Origin of the sequence: Dactylosporangium vinaceum (genome assembly GCF_019904175.1) — a bacterium.
Taxonomy (GTDB): domain Bacteria; phylum Actinomycetota; class Actinomycetes; order Mycobacteriales; family Micromonosporaceae; genus Dactylosporangium; species Dactylosporangium vinaceum.
The window spans coordinates 8,754,256-8,770,273 of record NZ_CP061913.1; the positions used below are offsets into that span (position 1 = coordinate 8,754,256).

Here is a 16,018-nt window from a genome sequence, read left to right on the forward strand (position 1 = left end):
AGCGACCGAGCCGGGCAGGGCCGGTCAGGCGGTCAGGCGGTCAGGCGGGCCAGTTCGTCGATGACCGCGGCGGCGCCGTCCTCGGCGTGCAGTGCGGTGGCCAGCGCTCGGTATGTCGAGGCCCTCGGCGATGACGGCGGCGAACCAGCTGGGCGGGGTGACGAGCACCGCGTCGGCCTCGCGGGCGGCGGCGAGCATCGCTTGGGCGAGGGGGCGGGCGTGCTCGGCGACAATCGTGTTGACGGCGATCGTCATGCGGGTCAGGCCGCGGTCGGCGAACCGGAGGCGCAGGTGCTCCTGGGTGTCCATCGGCAGGAGGTGGAGCCGAGGCCGTGGCGGCGCACGAGCGGCTCGAAGACGGCGTGGGTGGCCACTGTGACGTTGTGGCCGGCCGCCTGCAGCCGCACGCCGAGCCCGGTGTAGGGAGCGACGTCACCGCGGCTCCCGATGGCCACGATTGCGACGCTCACCATCGTCACATCATCGGCCCCACTTCAACGTATATCGCTGCCGGGGGCTTGTGGCAAGACCCCCATACGCGGCCAGAATGCCCGGGTGCTGCTGCTTTCGACGATCGGTTCACGTGGCGACGTCCAGCCGTTGGTCGCGCTGGGGCTCGCCCTGCGCGATCTGCGGATCGAGGCCCGCTTCTGCGTGCCGCCCGACTTCCAGCCGTGGATCGAGGGTCTCGGCTTCGCCGTCACCCCGATCGGCCCGTCGCTGCGGTCGACGGCCGCCCCGTCCGCCGGCCGCCCGAGCCCGTCGGACCTGGCCGAGCTGGCCCGGCGGAGCGTGGTCGAGCAGTTCGCCACCGTGCACGCGGCGGCCGAGGGGTGCGACGGCATCGTGGGCGCGACGGCCCTGCAGATCGCGGCGCCGTCGGTGGCGCAGGTCCTCGGGGTCCCGTACCGCTTCCTCGCCTACTGCCCGATCGTGCTCCCGTCGCCGCGCCACTCGCCGTCCCTGTCGGTCCCGCGGCCAACGGAAAGCATGTTCGGTGCTCCGCTGAACGCGCACCGGGCCGCGCTGGGGCTGGATCCGGTCGCCGACACGCAGGCGCACGTGCTGACCGGGGAGCCGTGGCTGGCCTGCGACCCGGTCCTGGGTCCATGGCCCGGGCCGGGTGACGTGTGGCAGCCGGGGGCGTTGCTGGTGGCTGACGATCGGCCGCTCGACGACTCGGTGGAGCAGTTTCTGGCCGCCGGTAGCGCACCCGTGTACTTCGGCCTCGGCAGCATCCGCTCCCCCACCGCCGACCTGGGCGCCACGATGCTCGCCGCGGCCCGCGCGGCCGGGCGGCGGGCGATCGTCAGCGCGGGCTGGGCCGGGCTCGATGCGGGCGGCGACGGGCCGGACTGCCTCACGATCGGCGAGGTCAACCAGCAGGCGCTGTTCGCGCGGGTGGCGGCGGTGGTGCATCACGGCGGGGCCGGCACCACGACCGCGGCCGCTGCCGCCGGGGTGCCGCAGGTGGTGCTGCCGCAGGTGTACGACCAGCCGTACTGGGCGGCGCGCGTCGCCGCGCTCGGTGTCGGGGTCGCGGCGACACCCGACTCGCTGGGCGACGCCCTGCACCACGTGCTGGGGCACGGCCACGCCGACCGGGCCCGTGCGCTGGCGCCGCAGATCCGCACGGACGGTGCGAACCTGGCGGCGCAGCGCTTGCACGAGCTGCTGCGGTGACAGCGGCCGCCGCAACGGCGTCAGTGACCGGCGGCGTACGCGGCGAACCGGTCGATGAGGCTCTGCGGCGCGTCGTCGCGGAAGCAGATCTCCAGGTTGGCGTTGGCCTCGCGGGACGCCTCGGCGCCGCGCGGGAACATCGCCGTCTCGTACGCCGTCAGCGCCGCCTCCACGTCGCCCCGGCCGGCCGCGAGGGCCTTGCCGAGCTCGGCTCCGTCGAGCATCGCCAGGTTGGCTCCCTCCCCGGCGAACGGCGACATCAGGTGGGCGGCGTCGCCGAGCAGCGTCACGCCCGGCACCCGGTCCCAGCGCAGCCCGGCCGGCAGTACGTTGATGGTCCGCGGCGCCAGCGGCCCGTCGAACGACGTGATGAGCGAGACCAGCCGGGGCGACCAGCCGGCGAACTGCTCGACCAGCCGCGCCCGCAGGTCGCCGGGGCCGGCCGCCCAGTCCTCGGCCACCTTGAGCGCCGCGTAGACGTGCAGGCTGCCGTCGGTCTCGCGGTGGGCCAGGAACCCCTTGCCCGACCCGAGCGCGAACAGCATCCCGGCCCCGACGACCGCGGCCGCGTCCGGATACCGCGTGTCGGCGTCGGGCAGGTCGATGTCGAAGAACGTGATGCCCGCGTACGCCGGCCGGGCGTCGCTCAGCAGCGGCCGCACCCGTGACCAGGCGCCGTCCGCGCCGACAAGCACATCGGTGGTGGCCGTCGACCCGTCGGCGAAGGTCAGCTCGTGCCGGCCGCCGCCGGTCGCGGTGATGCCTGTGACCTTGCTGCCCCACCGCACCGTCCCGGCGGGCAGCGAGTCGAGCAGCATCCGGCGCAGGTGGCCGCGGTCGACCTCGGGCCGGCCGCGCCCGCCGTCGTCGGCCTCGTCGACCAGGACCTCGGCGTGCCGGTCGAGGATGCGCATCGCCTCGCCGCCCGGGTGGATGATCGCCTGGAACCGGTCCATCAGCCCGGCGGCGTGCAGCGCGACCTGGCCGTTGTAGTCGTGGATGTCGAGCATTCCTCCCTGGGTACGCGCGGTCGCCGACGCGTCCAGCTCGTACACGGTCGCCGCGATGCCGTGCACGTGCAGGACCCGCGCAAGCGTGAGCCCGCCCAGCCCGCCGCCGACGATCCCGATCTGCAGCTGTTCCATGAAACCGCTCCTTCTGGTGAGTGGTGCAGTTTGGCGAACGCGTTCGTGACGAACGCGTTTCCGATGGTCAAAAAAACATGGCGGCGGCGTCCCGGTGATCAGCGCGCCGCGGCGATGCCGTCGAGCAGCGCGTCGAACGCGAACCGGTACCGCTCCTCCCCCGTCCCGGAGAACAGCTCGTCGCGCACCCGGTCGATGCTCGGATACTCCGCCACCGCGGCCTCGCGGACCGCCATCGCCTGGAGGTAGACCTCCCCCTCGGCGTCCGCGGAGCGGTCCCGCGTCCCCTGCTCCACCGCCGTGGCCGTGGCCAGCTGCAACAGCAGGTCGACTCCCCAGGCCGCCGACCGCGCGGCCACCCCACCGGCCAGCAGGAGGCCGAGCAGCGAGTCGACGAACCGCAGGTAGTTCGGCCCGGACGGCCGCAGCGTGAGCACGGACCGGGCCAGGCTCGGATGTGCGAAGAGCAGGCGGGTGTACTGCGACAGCAGCGCGACGACACCGCCCCGCCATGCGATGCCGGCCGCGGGGGGCTCCAGACCGGACAGGAGCTCGTCGAGGAGTGCGCCGTGCAGCTCCGCGGTGTTGGTGACGTACACGTACAGCGAGGCCGGTCCGGTGTCCAGCTCCGACGCGAGCCGCCGCATCGTCACCTTCTCCAGCCCTTCGTCCCGCATGATCCGCAGCGCTACCGCGATCACGGCCGCCCGGCTCAGGGCGGCCTTCGCGGGGCGCTCACGCCGGCTGACCGGCACGCGACGAGGACTCATGAACACGATCGTAACGAACGCGTTCGTCAAGCGCCAGCCCCAATCGGGGAGACCCGCGTCGCAGCGGCCCGGGGAAGGTGGCGGGTGCGGGGAAGACGGCGGGTGCGGTGAGCCCCAGCACCGCACCCGCCGCGTCTCGGGGTCGTCACTGCGGCGCCACCGCCCGGCCGGTCTCCGGGCAGATCCGGCCCGGGTGCAGTCCCCGGCCGCGCAGGTCGGCCAGGATCCGCGGGACGGCGGCGATCGCCGCCGGGGACGTCTCGTGCAGCAGCAGGACCTGCCCGTCCGTCAGCCGGGCCGCCGACGCCACGATCTCGTCGGTGGTGGCACCGGCCCAGTCGCGGGAGTCGACGTCCCACAGGACCTCGGTCAGGCCCAGCCGGGCCGCGGCGGCGCGGACGGCCGGACCGGTCGCGCCGTAGGGCGGGCGGAACAGCCGCGGCACCGTTCCGGCGAGCTTGCGCAGCAGCGCCTGGGTGCGGCGCAGTTCCGCGCCGGCCCGGGGCGGCGTCAGGGTGGTCAGGTCCGGATGGGTCCAGGTGTGGTTGCCGATCCACAGCCCGGCGCGGCCGGCCGAACGCAGCAGGCGCGGGTAGGTGCGGGCGTTGCGGCCGATGGTGAACAGGGTCGCCCGCGCGTGCTCGCGGCGCAGGGTCTGCACCAGCGCGGCGGTGTGTCGCGGGTCGGGGCCGTCGTCGAACGTGAGCGCCACGTAGCCGGTCACCGGCCCACCTCGGGACGAATTTCCGGCGAGTCCCGCTGGGCCGCGCTCGCGCTGGTCGGGGGCGCGCAGCGCAGTCGCCGGCCGGGCCGGAGGTAGTGCCGTCTGGGTGCCATGACCGCCCCTGGGTTTCGAAACATTCGGCCCATTACCGGAAATGTTTCCTCACGGTACGACCGCCGCCGACGCTCGTCAATGGCCGGGCGGCGCCGGGATCGGAGCCCGCCGATGGTCACGGGTACCGATCGGCGCGGGCCTATGATTCGGTCATGACCGATGCGAATGCCCAGGGAAAGGCCCTGGGCCAGCCCGAAGGTACGCCGGGCAAGGGGGTCCGGCGGCCCCGCGGTTCGGTGACCGTGGCGGCCATCGCGCGGCTGGCGGGAGTGTCGCCGCCGACGGTCTCGAAAGTTTTGAACGGTCGTTCGGGCATCGCCGTCGACACCCGGGAGCGGGTCGAGGCGCTGCTGCGCGAGCACGGGTACCGCCGCACCGACGCCACCAGCGCGATGCCGATCGTCGAGGTCGCGTTCTCCGGGCTGGACAGCCACCTGGCCGTCGAGATCATGCGCGGGGTCGAGGGGGTCGTGCGCGACCGCGGGCTGACCGTCGGCTTCACCGACCTGCAGGGGCGGGCGCCGCGCGCCGGCCGGCGGACCGCCGACCTGCTGCTGTCCCGCCGGCCGACCGGGGTCATCGCCGTGCACTCGGCCTACCGGGGGCAGTACTACCAGCAGCTCACGGCCAGCGGCGTGCCGCTGGTGGTGCTCGACCCGACAGGCGAGCCGGTGCACGACACGCCCTCGGTCGGGACCACGAACTGGAGCGGCGGGATCGCGGCCGCCCGCCACCTGATCGACCTGGGCCACCGGCGCATCGGCGTCATCACCGGGCCCGCGCAGTTCATGTGCTCGCGGGCCCGGCTCGAGGCGGCCCGGGCCGCGCTCGAAACGGCGGGGCTGCCGCTGGACCCGGCTCTGGTGCGCAGCGGGCTGTTCGAGTTCGCCGACGGTGCGCAGCTCGGCGGGGAGCTGCTCGCCGGGCCCGACCGGCCGACGGCGATCCTGTGCGGCGACGACCTGCAGGCGCTCGGCGTCTACGAGGCGGCCCGCCGGGCGGGGCTGCGGGTGCCGGAGGACCTGAGCGTCGTCGGGTTCGACGACGTCGAGGTGGCGCGCTGGTGCGGGCCGCCCTTGACAACGGTGCGCCAGCCGTTCGCCGGGATGGGGCGGGCCGCGGCCGAGATGGTGTTGCAGCTGGCCACCGGGCAGCCGGTGGAGCCGTCGCGGGTCGAGCTGGCCACGTCCCTCGTCATCCGGGAAAGCACCGCGCCGCCGCCGCGGCGGTGAAACTTCCACCGAAAGGTTGCCGGAACGTTCCGGAAAGTGCCTGGCGATTGTCGAGTCGGATCTTCGGGTACGGTGTCCGCATTCCGGGGCAAGGCGACTTGGAGGTGAGCGGGTGGCCGAAAGGCCGTCCGGGCGCGGCGAAACTTACGGGGGGCAGACCCGTGAGCAACGAGCCGCGGACCGGCGCGAACGGCTGGTGGCGGCGGCGGTGCAACTGTTTGCGGCACGGGAGTACGACGACGTGACCGTCGCCGACGTGTGCAGTCTGGCCCGCGTCTCCAAACGGTACTTCTACGACCACTTCACCGACCGCGAGGCGCTCGTCCTCGTGCTGCACCGCGAGGTCAACGGCTGGCTCCTGACGCAGATCGCCGCGTCCGCGCCCCGCCGCGCGGACAGTCTCGACGGGGCGCTGCGCCCGATGCTGGCGACGCTCGTGCGCCTGCTGGCCGAGCATCCGCAGCGGGCCCGGATCATCTACATCAACGCGCCGCGCATGGAGCTGCGCCGGCGCGGGGTGCTGCGCGAGGAGGCCGACCTCTTCGGCCGGCTCCTGGCTCCGCTGGCACCGGCGCTGCGGGCGGACGTGGTGCGGTACAAGCGAACGATCCTGGCGCTGATCGCCGGCATCAGCGAGGTCCTCATCGACTGGGTCTGGCACGACATGCAGGACCCCGCCGATCCGCTCGTCGATCACCTGACGGGCCTGTGCGTGTCGATCCTGCGCAGCTGACGGCCGGCGACCGCCAATCCGGCCTCGACAAGTCAACGACCGTTTACAAGCGTCGGCGGGCAGGTACGGTGATCGGATGACCGCCACACCGGCCCGCCGGAGGGACGCCGCCAAGACCCGCGCGCTGCTGCTGCAGACCGCGCGCCGCCGGTTCGCGCAGCACGGGTACAGCACCACCACCCTGCGCGACATCGCCGACGAGGCCGGCGTGAACGTGGCGCTCATCGCCAGGTACTTCGAGTCGAAGGAGGGCCTGTTCGAGGCCTGCCTGACCGCCGCGGTCGACGAGATCAAGCGGGAGACCGGGGACGTGCCGCTGTCCGAGATCCACCTCATCATCGCCGACCAGGCGTCCCGGATCGGCTCGCAGGACCCGCCCAGCCAGCTGATGCTGCTGCTGCGCTCCTCCGGCGACGAGCGCGCCGACGAGATCCGCCGCGGCGTCCTGCGCACCTCGGCCGAGCGCCTCGCCGCCGCGGCCGGCCACCGGCCCGGCGACGACGAGACCCTGCTGCGGGCCCAGATGGTGCTCGCCGCGTCGCTGGGCATCGTCCTGCTGCGGTCCGTCGGGGCCATGGAGCCGCTGCAGTCGGCCGGCCGCGACGACCTCGCCGGCCCGCTGCGGGACCTGATCGCCGCGCTGCTGCCGGCGCGCCCGTAGGTCCCGGATCGACAGGGGCCGAACGTCCCGCACAGTGGGTCGCTTCGGCACCGGCGCTCACCCCGGCCGCGGCGCGAAGCTATTGGCACAGACAGCGAGCACGGCACCGGGAGGCCGAGAACCATGAGCACCCACACCAACCACGCAGCAGCCAGCCACCTCGAGCGGGTCGAGGCACCGGGACACATGCTCACCAAGGCGGCGGCGCGGGCCCTCGCGGTGCTGCGGTACGCCACCGGGTTCGTCTTCCTCTGGGCGTTCGCCGACAAGCTGTTCGGCCTCGGCTACTCGACCCCGTCGGCGCGGGCCTGGATCAACGGCGGCTCGCCGACCAAGGGCTTCCTCGCCTCGGTCGACGTCGGCCCGCTGCAGGGCTTCTTCCACACCATCGCCGGCACCTGGTATGCGAACTGGTTCTTCATGCTCGGCCTGCTCGGCATCGGCATCGCCCTGCTCGCCGGCGTCGGCACCCGCATCGCCGCCGCGTCGGGCGCCCTGATGATGGCCTTCATGTGGCTCGCCGAGTTCCCGATCGCGCAGCACACCGCGGCCGGCGCCCCCAGCGGCTCGACCAACCCGCTCACCGACTACCACGTGGTCTACGCGATCGCGCTCGTGGTCATCGCCCTGACCTACGCCGGGCAGACCTGGGGCCTCGGCAAGCTGTGGGCCAAGCTGCCCTTCGTCCAGCGCAACCGCTGGCTCATCTGACCACTGCTCTCCCCCCATCGGCGGCCGGCTCCCATGCACCACGGGAGCCGGCCGCCGATCTTCTGCTGCACGCTAGCGGCGGCGGGCGGTGGCGGCGAGCGCCGGCGTGCCGTACTCCCACATGTTGTCGGCGATGTCGACCGTCGCGGCGGGCGGGACGATCGCGTCGATCCGGTCGAGGACATCCGCGGACAGCTGCACGCCATCGGCGGCGAGGTACCCCTCCAGGTGCTCCATGGTCCGCGGGCCGATGATGGCCGACGTCACCGCCGGGTGCCGGACCACGAACGCGACGGCCAGCTGCACAAGTGTCAGCCCGGCCTCGTCGGCGAGCGCGCCGAGCGCCTCGACGGCGGCGAGCTTCGCGGCGTTGGCGGTGGCCCCGGCGTCGTACTTCCCGGCGCTGCGCCGGCGGGCGGCCGAGCCGGGGCCGGCGCCGGCACCGCCCGCGCGGTACCGGCCGGAGAGCCACCCGCCGGCCAGGGGGCTGTACGCGAGCACGCCGAGCCCGTGGCGGCGGCAGGCCGGGAGCAGGTCGTACTCGATCGCCCGGGTCAGCAGGTTGTACGGCGGCTGCTCGGTCCGGAAGCGGGCGTGGCCGCGCCGGTCGGCGACCCACTGCGCCTCGACGATCTCCGACGCGGGGACCTTCGACGCGCCGAACGCCCGGATCTTGCCCGCGCGCACCAGGTCAGTGAGGGTGCCGAGCACCTCGTCGACGTCCGTGGCCGGGTCGGGGACGCCTACCTGGTAGAGGTCGACGTGGTCGGTGCGCAGCCGGCGCAGCGAGGCGTCGAGGGACTCGATGATCCAGCGGCGGGACGCGCCGCGGTGGTTGGGGTCGTCGCTCATCGGCACCCCGAACCGGGTGGCGAGCACGACGGTGTCCCGCCGGCCGCCGGCCAGCGCCGCGCCGATGATCTCCTCGGACTGCCCCGCCGAGTAGCCGTCGGCGGTGTCGATGCAGTTGATCCCGGCGTCGAGGGCCCGGCGGACGATCCGCACGGCGTCGTCGTGATCGGCGTTGCCGAACGCGCCGAACATCATGCCGCCGAGGCAGAGCTGGCTGACGTTCATGCCGGTGCGGCCCAGCGGTCGATACTCCACGGTGCTCCCCTATCATGTGGACAGCCTGTCCACTTGCCCGTACACCGTAGCCACGAAGTGGATAGCCTGTCCACTTGTTCGTACTGCCCGGGAGTCCGCCGTGCCGCAGCCACCCCCCGCCGCCCGGCGCCCCGACGCCGAGCGCAACCGCGCCAAGATCCTGGCGGCCGCCCGCGCCGCGTTCGCCGACGCGCGGCTCGACGTCTCGATGGCCGAGGTCTCCCGCCGCGCCGGCGTCGGCATGGCCACCCTCTACCGCAACTTCCCCGGCAAGCGGGAGCTGCTGGAGGCGCTCTACAACGAGGAGACCGACTCGGTCTGCGCCGCCGCGGCCACCGTGCCCGGCGCCACCCCGGGCGAGCGGTTGCGGGCCTGGCTCGACGAGTTCTTCACGTTCTTCAGCAACAAGCGGCACATCGCGGCCTCGCTGCTCGAGCACACCGACCGGGCCGACCCGCTGTTCACCGGCAACCGCGCCCGGGTCACCGCCGCCGGCGCGCCGTTGCTGGCCGCCGCCCAGCACAGCGGCGAGATCCGCCGGGACCTCTCGATCGACCAGATCCTGGACCTGGTGCACGCCATCGCCGCGATCCAGGCCGACACCGCCTACGTCACGCCGATTCTGCGGGCCGCCCTGCGCGGTCTGGAATCGCGGGAGGAGCCGACCAACCGATGACACCGTCCGCTCGTCTGTCGGGTGTCAGGGATGGAAGGAGACGATGTGACGAACGAACGGGACGAGCAGTTCCGGCGCTACGTCCGGGAGCGAAGAGCCGAGCTGGTGCGCACAGCCCGGCTGCTCACTGCCGGTGACCATCACCTCGCCGAGGATCTGGTGCAGGCCACGCTGACGAAGCTGTACGTCAAGTGGCCCAGGTACCGCCGGGCGAGCAATCCGGGCGGCTACGTGTACCGCATCATGGTCAACACGCTGACCGACGAGCGGCGGCGGCCGGCCGCCCAGCGCGAGCGACCGGCGGCCGTGCTGCCGGACCTGGCGCAGGCCGAGCCGGACGTCGACCGCGAATCGGTCGACGAGCTCATCGCCGCGCTGCGGGGCCTCCCGCCGCGCATGCGGGCGGTGGTGGTGTTCCGGTACTTCCACGACCTGGACGTTGCCGCGACGGCGACCGCCCTGGGCTGCAGCCAGGGCACCGTGAAGAGCCAGACGGCCCGCGCGCTGGAGCTGCTGCGCGTGTCGCTCGTCCCGGTCGGCACCCGGCCCTGACGCCACATCACCACGACACAAGGGGCACCTATGGCATTCGACCTGCACGACCGCCTCGAGCACCTGGCCGGTCCGGCCGCGGCACCCGGCCCGGACACCGTCGAGGCCGACCTGGCCCGCGCCCGCACGGCGCTGCGCCGCAACCGTTTCACCCGCATCGCCGGCGCGTCGGGCGTGGCCGCGCTCGTGCTCACCGCCGCACTCGTCGTGCCGGGGCTGCACGGCTCCGGACCGGCGGCGCCTCCGGCCGGGGGCGGGGCCGCGACGGTACACCTGGTGGCCTATGAAGGCACGCAGCCGGCGGGCTTCACGATCGACCAGGTCCCGCAGGGCTGGGAGGTCCAGGGCGTGGACCGCGACGGCCTGACCCTCGCCCCCGTGGGCATCGCCGACCGGGACCCGCACTCGTTCGAGGGCAAGATCACCATCCTGGCCGAGCGGAGCGTCCCGGACGGCGTCGGCAAGCAGTCGGTGACCGTCCAGGGCCGCCCGGCGGTGCTGGCGGTCATGAAGGGCGACACGAAGCCCTCGACGCTGTTCGTCAAGCAGGACAACGGGGTGTACCTCGTGATCCAGGTCTGGCCGACGCTCGGCTGGACCGGCACCGACATCGTCAGCTTCGGCAACGGCATCCACATGGAGCCCGGCGCCCTGACGACCGCGGGCTGAGCGACACCGGCCGGCCCGGGCCCCGCGGACCCGGGCCGGCCGTATAGCCAGCGTTACCCCGAAGACTCCCGCGCGCGCGGTGTCCCCGCGCCGCCGGTGCGGCCAGGCTGACAGCGTGCGCAGACTCATCGCCCTCACCGCGGCGCTCATCGCCGCGTTCGTGCTCGCCCCCGGGCCCGTCGCCGCCCTCGGGACCGACAGCGGGTTCGCCGACCATTCCCGGTTCACCGCGGCGCTGCGCGAGGCGTTCGCCGGCTACTGGCAGACCGGGCGGCGGGGGCCGCAGCTGGACCGGCTCGTCGAGTTCTGGCTGCGCTACCACGTCGTCAAGGGCGCCCTCGCCGCGCTGGTCCTGGCCGTGCTCGTCCCGCTCGGGCTCCGCCTCGCCCGTCACCGGGGAAAGGCCGCCCTCGCGGGTCTGGCCGCCGTGACCGGGCTCGGCCTGCTGGCGCTCGTGACGGTCGCGGCCAACGTGCAGGGCGCCCTGGTCCCGCTCTCGTCGCTGCTGCCGATGGTGATCGGGAGCGAGCCGCTCGCGGGCGCGCCGGAGCCGGCCGTGCTCGGCGCGCTCGTCGCCGACTTCGGCCGCTACCACGAGGTCATGGCCGTCATCGCCGCCGTGCTCGCCATCGTCCTCGTCACCGCTGCGATCCTGCTGTGGCGCCGCTTCGCGGCGACGGACGCGGCCGAGCGGCGGACACGCCGGCTGCTCGGCGCGCTCGGCACCGTCACCGCGCTCACCGCCCTCGCCGTCCTCCTCGTCGTGGTGGCCAACGCGACCACCGCGGCCGACCCGGGGCCGGCGCTGCGGGCGTTCTTCGACGGCGGCTGGTGACCCTCAGCGGCCCAGCCAGCCGCCGTCGACCGGCAGGACGGTGCCGTGCACGTAGCGGGCCGCGTCCGAGCAGAGGAAGACGAGCGCGCCGGCCAGGTCGTCCGGCGTGCCCCAGCGGCCCGCGGGGATCCGGTCCGAGATCGCGGCGAACCGGGCCGGGTCGGCGCGCAGCGGTGCGGTGTTGTCGGTCTCGATATAGCCGGGCGCGATGGCGTTGACGTTGACGCCGCGCCCGGCCCACTCGTTCGCCAGGGCCCGGGTCAGCCCGACGACGGCGTGCTTCGACGCGGCGTAGGACGCGACGCCCAGGCCGCCCTGGAACGACAGCATCGACGCCACGTTCACGATGCGCCCGCCGCCGGCCGTCAGCATCCGGCGGCCCGCGGCCCGGCTCAGGTGAAACACCGCGTCGAGGTTGACGGTCAGGACCTCGTCCCAGTCGGCCGCGCTCATGCCGGCCGCCGGTGAGCGGCGGATGATGCCGGCGTTGTTCACCAGGATGTCGAGCCGGTCGAGCGACTCCACGGCGGCGGCGAGGGTGGCCGGCCCGGCCGTCGCCAGGTCGCACTCGATGAACCGGGCGGCACCGGGGGGCGCGGTCCGGCCCAGCCCGACCACGTCGGCGCCCGCCGCGGCGAGGGCTGTCGCGAAGCCCCGGCCGATCCCGCGGCTCGCCCCCGTGACGAGCGCGGTCCGGCCGTCCAGGCGGAAGGCGTCGAGGATCATCCGGCCGCTCCGGGCAGCCACGGCGCGGTCCAGCCGGGGCGGGCCGCGCGGGTCAGCGCCTCCAGGTAGAAGTAGTCGCCCCACAGGTTGCCCTCGTCGACGCCGACGCCCTTCGGCTTGTCGTAGACGCCGTGCAGGAGCAGCGCGTTCGAGTCGTCCCCGGCCGCGTAGCCGGCGATGAGGGAGGTCAGGATGCGGTCGGCGGCGTCGGCGTAGGACGGCTCCCCGAGCGCCGCGGCCAGCTCATGCAGGCCGCCGACGGCGATCGCGGCGGCCGAGCTGTCGCGCTCCTCGCCGCTGCCGTCGCCGAAGATCAGGTCCCAGTAGGCGACCTCGTCGGCCGGCAGGTGGGACAGGAACCGGTCGGCGCAGCGGCGGGCCGCGGCCAGCAGCGTCGGGTCGCCGGTGTGGCGGTGGTTGAGCGTGAAGCCGTAGATGCCCCACGCCTGGCCCCGGGCCCAGCAGGAGTCGTCGGCGTTGCCCTGCTCGGTCTCACCGCGCAGCGGGGCACCTGTCGCCGGGTCCCAGTAGAACGTGTGGAACGTGGTGTCGTCCGGACGCATGATGTGGTCGCGCAGCTGGAGCACGTGCCGGCGGGCGGCGCCGGCGTAGCGCTCGTCACCGGTGACCCGCGTCGCCCAGAACAGCAGCGGCGTGTTCATCAGGCTGTCGATGATGGTCCGGCCCCGCTGCGCCGGGTCCTGCAGATCGCCCCACGCCTGGATGATCCCGGCCGGCTCCAGCACCCGGGTCAGCAGGTGGTCGGCGGCGGCCAGCGCGGCCCCGCGGGCGACCTCGTCGCCGGTCCGGCTCCACGGGACGACGCACGACAGCGTGTACAGGAAGCCGAGGTCGTGTGTCTCGACGTCGACGCGGCCGTGGATGCGCTCGGCGAACCCGGCCACGTGCGCCGCGGCCTGCCGCTCGTAGCGGGCGTCGCCGGTGAGCTCGTGGGCCAGCCAGATCATCCCGGGCCAGAAGCTCGTGGTCCACCCGACGTTCGCGCCGGCGCCGAGCTCCGAGGGGCGCAGCCGATACCGCCTGTCGACAGTCGTGTCGCCCGGATACAGCGAGCCGAACTCGGCGAGGTTGGTGTCGATCGTGCGCAGTGCGGCTGTGACAGCGTCGCGGACGGAGCGGACGTCACGAGACGTCATGTGCGGTTTCTCCTTGTGGTTCCAGGGCGGCGCGCAGCGCGAACCGGCTGTTGGCCCAGACGACGTACAGCAGCGGGGCGGCCGCGAGACCGAGCGCGATCGCGGGCCGGGCGGTGAACAGGGTGAGCAGGAGCGCGAGGACGGTCAGCGACAGCAGCGTCAACGGCCAGGCGCGGATGCCGAGGTACGCCGACACCCGCGCGACGTCCCGCAGCCGCGCGGCGGGCCGCTCCGCCAGGGCCGCGAGCCCGAGCAGCGCCGCCGCGACCACGACGAGCATGCCGGTGGCCAGCACCGGGATCGCGACCGCACCGACGGGCCGGCCCCAGGCGGCGCGGGCGTCGACGCCGAGCACGACGAGCGCGCCGGCGGCGGCCGCGCCCAGCTGGACCGCCCGGCGCAGCGAGGCCCGCCAGGCCCGCGCGAACGTGGCCACGACGGCCGTCGACCGGCCGGCGCGGTAGCCGGCGAACACCGCGAACAGCCCGCACAGCCCCGGCGCGGCGAGCGGCGCGGCCAGGGCGACAAGCGGCCACGACCGCGAGGTGTCGGTGACGAGCGCGACGGCGAGCACCGGCGCGGCCCCGAGGACGAACAGCAGGTTGCCGGCCAGCGCCAGGTACACCACGTCGAAGAGTGTCCCGATGGTCTCGTGCCGCATGCGCATGCCGCTCACCCCTTGAGCCCGCTGGTGGCGAGGCCCTCGACGAAGTACCGCTGGCCGAGCAGGAAGATGACCGCGATCGGCAGCACCGACAGCACGGACCCGGTCATGATCAGGGCATATTCGGCGTTGTACTGCGAGATGAACGTCGAGAGCCCCAGCTGGATGGTGCGCAGGTCGGGGCTGCGCAGGTAGAGCAGCGGCCCGAGATAGTCGTTCCAGGTGCCGACGAAGGTGAGCAGCGTCAGGCTGGCCAGCGCCGGCATCGACAGCGGCAGCATGATGCGCCGGTAGATGCCGTACTCGCTCATGCCGTCCATCCGCGCGGCCTCGGACAGCTCCTCGGGGATCGTCTCGTAGTACTGCTTCATGAGGAACACCCCGAGCGCCGCGAACGCCTGCAGCGCGACGATCGACCACCGCGTGTCGGACAGCCCGGCCTTCGACATGAGCACGAACTGGGGCACCATGTACGACTGCCACGGCACCGCGATCGTGGCGACGTAGGCCAGGAACAGCGCGTCGCGGCCCCGGAACCGGATCTTGGCGAACCCGTACGCGGCGAAGCTGCCCGTGAGGACCTGCAGGAACGTGATGACGACCGCCAGGAACAGGGTGTTGCCCAGCCAGGTGCCCATATCCGACTTGTGCCAGATGTCGACGTAGTTCTGCCACACCACGGTGTCGGGGATCCAGGTGATCGGCGCGGTGAACACCTCGTTGTTGTGCTTCAGCGAGGACAGCAGCATCCAGAAGAACGGCAGCAGCAGGCCGGCGGCGGCGAGGAGCAGCACGAGGTACCCCAGCAGCCGCCAGAACGGGCCGACCCGCCGGCCACCACCGGACCCGGGAGCGGGGGCCGTCCCCGCGTCGAGCTTCGGCCCGTCGAGCAGTGTTGTCACGATGCCCTCCGCTTGTTCACGGCGAACTGCACGGCGGTGATGAGCAGGCAGATCGCGAAGAGCACGACCGAGATCGCCGACGCGTAGCCGAACTGGTTCTCCAGAAAGCCCTTCTGCCAGATGTACTGCGACAGCACGAGTGTCGACTGGCCCGGCCCGCCGTTGGTCAGCAGCAGGATGAGGTCGAAGACCTTGAAGCTGCCGATGGTGAGCATGACGGTGACGAAGAACGTGGTCGGGCGCAGGCCCGGCACCGTCACCGCCCGGAAGCGCTGCCAGGCGTTGGCGCCGTCGATGCGGGCGGCCTCGTAGAGCTGGGTCGGCACCGTCTGCAGGCCGGCCAGGAAGATGAGCATGTAGTAGCCCATCTCGCGCCAGGTGCCAACGATGATGACGGCCGGCATCGACCAGTCCGACGACACCGTCCAGCCCGGCGGGTGCGCGACGCCCAGGGCCCGCAGCAGCGCGTTGACCGGGCCGAACTCGGGGCTGAACAGCATGTTCCAGACCTGGGCGATCGCCACGATCGAGGTGATGTAGGGGAAGAACGCCACGGTGCGGAAGAACGCGACGCCGCGCAGCCGGCGGTTGAGCAGCAGGGCCAGCCCGAGCGCGGCGCCCATCGTGAGCGGGATGTGGAACACGGTGTAGACGACCGTGTTCCACAGGGCCGTCCAGAAGCTGTCGTCGTGCCACATCTGCTCGAAGTTGGCGACGCCGACCCACTCCGCGACCCCGAAGATGTTCCAGTCGGTGAACGCGTAATAGAACAGCGTGACCACCGGCACGAGCGTCAGCAGGGCGAAGCCGATGAAGTTCGGCAGGATGAACGACCAGCCGAGCAGCGCGTTGCGCACGGCGGGCCGGACGCGCCGGCGAGGCGGCGACAGGGTTGCCATGGAGGTCTCCCGGGGTGTGGGCCGCCGGTGCAGCAGGCACCGGCGGCCCGGGGATCTG

The 16,018-nt window shown here is 73.3% G+C and carries 20 protein-coding genes; 9 read left to right on the plus strand and 11 right to left on the minus strand.

What is annotated here, in order from left to right; genetic code table 11:
* Positions 1-24 precede the first annotated feature (24 nt).
* Together Dvina_RS39185 and Dvina_RS39190 are read right to left on the minus strand one after the other, a co-directional pair.
* Positions 25-309 (minus strand): hypothetical protein, encoded by a 285-nt coding sequence (locus tag Dvina_RS39185; RefSeq protein ID WP_223094931.1) that lies wholly within the window; start codon positions 307-309, stop codon positions 25-27.
* Positions 261-473, minus strand: a complete 213-nt coding sequence (locus tag Dvina_RS39190) for a glycosyltransferase (RefSeq protein WP_246655603.1) — start codon at positions 471-473, stop codon at positions 261-263. The genes Dvina_RS39185 and Dvina_RS39190 overlap by 49 nt, the downstream gene beginning before the upstream one ends.
* Positions 474-555: 82 nt before the next feature.
* On the opposite strand from Dvina_RS39190, the gene Dvina_RS39195 reads away from it, so the two are divergent.
* Entirely contained in the window at positions 556-1,683 is a 1,128-nt protein-coding gene (locus tag Dvina_RS39195) for a glycosyltransferase (RefSeq protein ID WP_246655604.1), read from the plus strand.
* Between the two features lie 20 nt (positions 1,684-1,703).
* Here the strand turns inward: Dvina_RS39195 and Dvina_RS39200 are convergent, their stop codons facing one another.
* The 3 genes from Dvina_RS39200 to Dvina_RS39210 all read right to left on the minus strand — a co-directional run bounded on the left by Dvina_RS39200 (position 1,704) and on the right by Dvina_RS39210 (position 4,322).
* Positions 1,704-2,828 carry an FAD-dependent oxidoreductase gene (locus Dvina_RS39200; RefSeq protein ID WP_223094937.1) on the minus strand — a complete coding sequence of 375 codons (1,125 nt, stop codon included), beginning with the start codon at positions 2,826-2,828 and terminating at the stop codon, positions 1,704-1,706.
* A gap of 98 nt (positions 2,829-2,926) precedes the next feature.
* Entirely contained in the window at positions 2,927-3,598 is a 672-nt protein-coding gene (locus Dvina_RS39205) for a TetR/AcrR family transcriptional regulator (RefSeq protein ID WP_223094939.1), read from the minus strand.
* Between the two features lie 145 nt (positions 3,599-3,743).
* Complete coding sequence (locus tag Dvina_RS39210; protein WP_223094941.1) at positions 3,744-4,322, minus strand: polysaccharide deacetylase family protein; 579 nt, start codon at positions 4,320-4,322, stop codon at positions 3,744-3,746.
* 266 nt (positions 4,323-4,588) lie between these two features.
* On the opposite strand from Dvina_RS39210, the gene Dvina_RS39215 reads away from it, so the two are divergent.
* The 4 genes from Dvina_RS39215 to Dvina_RS39230 all read left to right on the plus strand — a co-directional run bounded on the left by Dvina_RS39215 (position 4,589) and on the right by Dvina_RS39230 (position 7,773).
* Positions 4,589-5,668 (plus strand): LacI family DNA-binding transcriptional regulator, encoded by a 1,080-nt coding sequence (locus Dvina_RS39215; protein WP_223094943.1) that lies wholly within the window; start codon positions 4,589-4,591, stop codon positions 5,666-5,668.
* Positions 5,669-5,876: 208 nt separating this feature from the next.
* Positions 5,877-6,401, plus strand: coding sequence for a TetR/AcrR family transcriptional regulator (locus tag Dvina_RS39220; RefSeq protein ID WP_246655605.1), 525 nt, complete (start codon positions 5,877-5,879; stop codon positions 6,399-6,401).
* 76 nt (positions 6,402-6,477) lie between these two features.
* Entirely contained in the window at positions 6,478-7,062 is a 585-nt protein-coding gene (locus Dvina_RS39225; RefSeq protein WP_223094947.1) for a TetR/AcrR family transcriptional regulator, read from the plus strand.
* A gap of 123 nt (positions 7,063-7,185) precedes the next feature.
* On the plus strand, positions 7,186-7,773 hold the full coding sequence (locus Dvina_RS39230; RefSeq protein ID WP_223094949.1) for a DoxX family membrane protein: 588 nt from the start codon (positions 7,186-7,188) through the stop codon (positions 7,771-7,773).
* A gap of 72 nt (positions 7,774-7,845) precedes the next feature.
* On the opposite strand, the gene Dvina_RS39235 is transcribed toward Dvina_RS39230, so the two are convergent.
* On the minus strand, positions 7,846-8,880 hold the full coding sequence (locus Dvina_RS39235; RefSeq protein ID WP_223094951.1) for an aldo/keto reductase: 1,035 nt from the start codon (positions 8,878-8,880) through the stop codon (positions 7,846-7,848).
* A gap of 100 nt (positions 8,881-8,980) precedes the next feature.
* Here Dvina_RS39235 and Dvina_RS39240 point away from each other — a divergent pair, with 100 nt between their 5' ends.
* From Dvina_RS39240 to Dvina_RS39255, 4 genes are all read left to right on the plus strand, one after another.
* Positions 8,981-9,556: a TetR/AcrR family transcriptional regulator gene (locus Dvina_RS39240; protein WP_223094952.1), complete on the plus strand. Its 576-nt coding sequence runs from the start codon at positions 8,981-8,983 to the stop codon at positions 9,554-9,556.
* A gap of 45 nt (positions 9,557-9,601) precedes the next feature.
* On the plus strand, positions 9,602-10,108 hold the full coding sequence (locus Dvina_RS39245) for a SigE family RNA polymerase sigma factor (protein ID WP_223094953.1): 507 nt from the start codon (positions 9,602-9,604) through the stop codon (positions 10,106-10,108).
* 30 nt (positions 10,109-10,138) lie between these two features.
* Positions 10,139-10,777 carry a hypothetical protein gene (locus Dvina_RS39250; RefSeq protein ID WP_223094955.1) on the plus strand — a complete coding sequence of 213 codons (639 nt, stop codon included), beginning with the start codon at positions 10,139-10,141 and terminating at the stop codon, positions 10,775-10,777.
* Positions 10,778-10,892: 115 nt separating this feature from the next.
* Positions 10,893-11,612, plus strand: coding sequence for a hypothetical protein (locus tag Dvina_RS39255; RefSeq protein WP_223094957.1), 720 nt, complete (start codon positions 10,893-10,895; stop codon positions 11,610-11,612).
* Between the two features lie 3 nt (positions 11,613-11,615).
* On the opposite strand, the gene Dvina_RS39260 is transcribed toward Dvina_RS39255, so the two are convergent.
* Genes Dvina_RS39260 through Dvina_RS39280 form a run of 5 tightly spaced genes read right to left on the minus strand, consistent with a single transcriptional unit; the run spans position 11,616 to position 15,960 of the window.
* A complete protein-coding gene (locus tag Dvina_RS39260; RefSeq protein ID WP_281428192.1) occupies positions 11,616-12,359 on the minus strand; it encodes an SDR family oxidoreductase in 744 nt (247 codons plus the stop codon).
* A complete protein-coding gene (locus Dvina_RS39265) occupies positions 12,335-13,495 on the minus strand; it encodes a glycoside hydrolase family 88 protein (protein WP_223094959.1) in 1,161 nt (386 codons plus the stop codon). The genes Dvina_RS39260 and Dvina_RS39265 overlap by 25 nt, the downstream gene beginning before the upstream one ends.
* Entirely contained in the window at positions 13,482-14,162 is a 681-nt protein-coding gene (locus Dvina_RS39270) for a hypothetical protein (RefSeq protein WP_223094961.1), read from the minus strand. Before Dvina_RS39270 ends, Dvina_RS39265 begins: the two co-directional genes overlap by 14 nt.
* 5 nt (positions 14,163-14,167) lie before the next feature.
* Positions 14,168-15,061 (minus strand): carbohydrate ABC transporter permease, encoded by an 894-nt coding sequence (locus tag Dvina_RS39275; protein WP_246655606.1) that lies wholly within the window; start codon positions 15,059-15,061, stop codon positions 14,168-14,170.
* Positions 15,058-15,960: a carbohydrate ABC transporter permease gene (locus Dvina_RS39280; RefSeq protein ID WP_223094963.1), complete on the minus strand. Its 903-nt coding sequence runs from the start codon at positions 15,958-15,960 to the stop codon at positions 15,058-15,060. The genes Dvina_RS39275 and Dvina_RS39280 overlap by 4 nt, the downstream gene beginning before the upstream one ends.
* Positions 15,961-16,018: the final 58 nt, after the last annotated feature.